This is a genomic window from Solibacillus faecavium, assembly GCF_014836905.1.
Lineage (GTDB): Bacteria > Bacillota > Bacilli > Bacillales_A > Planococcaceae > Solibacillus > Solibacillus faecavium.
The window spans coordinates 1-1,356 of record NZ_JACSPZ010000019.1; the positions used below are offsets into that span (position 1 = coordinate 1).

A 1,356-nucleotide genomic window follows, 5' to 3' on the forward strand; every position below is an offset into this window, starting at 1 on the left:
TTGTGCAATAAAATGTGGTTAAGTCCTCGACCGATTAGTATTCGTCAGCTACATGCGTCACCGCACTTCCACCTCGAACCTATCTACCTGATCGTCTTTCAGGGGTCTTACTTACTTGCGTAATGGGAAATCTCATCTTGAGGGGGGCTTCATGCTTAGATGCTTTCAGCACTTATCCCGTCCACACATAGCTACCCAGCGATGCCTTTGGCAAGACAACTGGTACACCAGCGGTGTGTCCATCCCGGTCCTCTCGTACTAAGGACAGCTCCTCTCAAATTTCCTACGCCCACGACGGATAGGGACCGAACTGTCTCACGACGTTCTGAACCCAGCTCGCGTACCGCTTTAATGGGCGAACAGCCCAACCCTTGGGACCGACTACAGCCCCAGGATGCGATGAGCCGACATCGAGGTGCCAAACCTCCCCGTCGATGTGGACTCTTGGGGGAGATAAGCCTGTTATCCCCGGGGTAGCTTTTATCCGTTGAGCGATGGCCCTTCCATGCGGAACCACCGGATCACTAAGCCCGTCTTTCGACCCTGCTCGACTTGTAGGTCTCGCAGTCAAGCTCCCTTATGCCTTTACACTCTTCGAATGATTTCCAACCATTCTGAGGGAACCTTTGGGCGCCTCCGTTACTCTTTAGGAGGCGACCGCCCCAGTCAAACTGTCCGCCTGACACTGTCTCCTACCCCGCTAAGGGGCATGGGTTAGAAGTTCAATACAACCAGGGTAGTATCCCACCGACGCCTCCTCCGAAGCTGGCGCTCCGGGATCTCTGGCTCCTACCTATCCTGTACAAGTTGTACCAAAATTCAATATCAGGCTACAGTAAAGCTCCACGGGGTCTTTCCGTCCTGTCGCGGGTAACCTGCATCTTCACAGGTACTATAATTTCACCGAGTCTCTCGTTGAGACAGTGCCCAGATCGTTACGCCTTTCGTGCGGGTCGGAACTTACCCGACAAGGAATTTCGCTACCTTAGGACCGTTATAGTTACGGCCGCCGTTTACTGGGGCTTCAATTCACAGCTTCGCTTGCGCTAACCGCTCCTCTTAACCTTCCAGCACCGGGCAGGCGTCAGCCCCTATACGTCACCTTACGGTTTTGCAGAGACCTGTGTTTTTGCTAAACAGTCGCCTGGGCCTATTCACTGCGGCTTCTCTAGGCTATGCACCCAAAGAAGCACCCCTTCTCCCGAAGTTACGGGGTCATTTTGCCGAGTTCCTTAACGAGAGTTCTCTCGCACACCTTAGGATTCTCTCCTCGACTACCTGTGTCGGTTTGCGGTACGGGCACCTCTCACCTCGATAGAGGCTTTTCTTGGCAGTGTGAAATCAGGAACTTCGCTC

At 53.5% G+C, this 1,356-nt stretch carries 1 rRNA gene (only partly in view); it reads right to left on the reverse strand.

Annotated features, from left to right (window positions below):
• Positions 1-14 precede the first annotated feature (14 nt).
• Positions 15-1,356, reverse strand: a 23S ribosomal RNA gene (locus tag H9635_RS19030) (it continues 1,656 nt past the right edge of the window).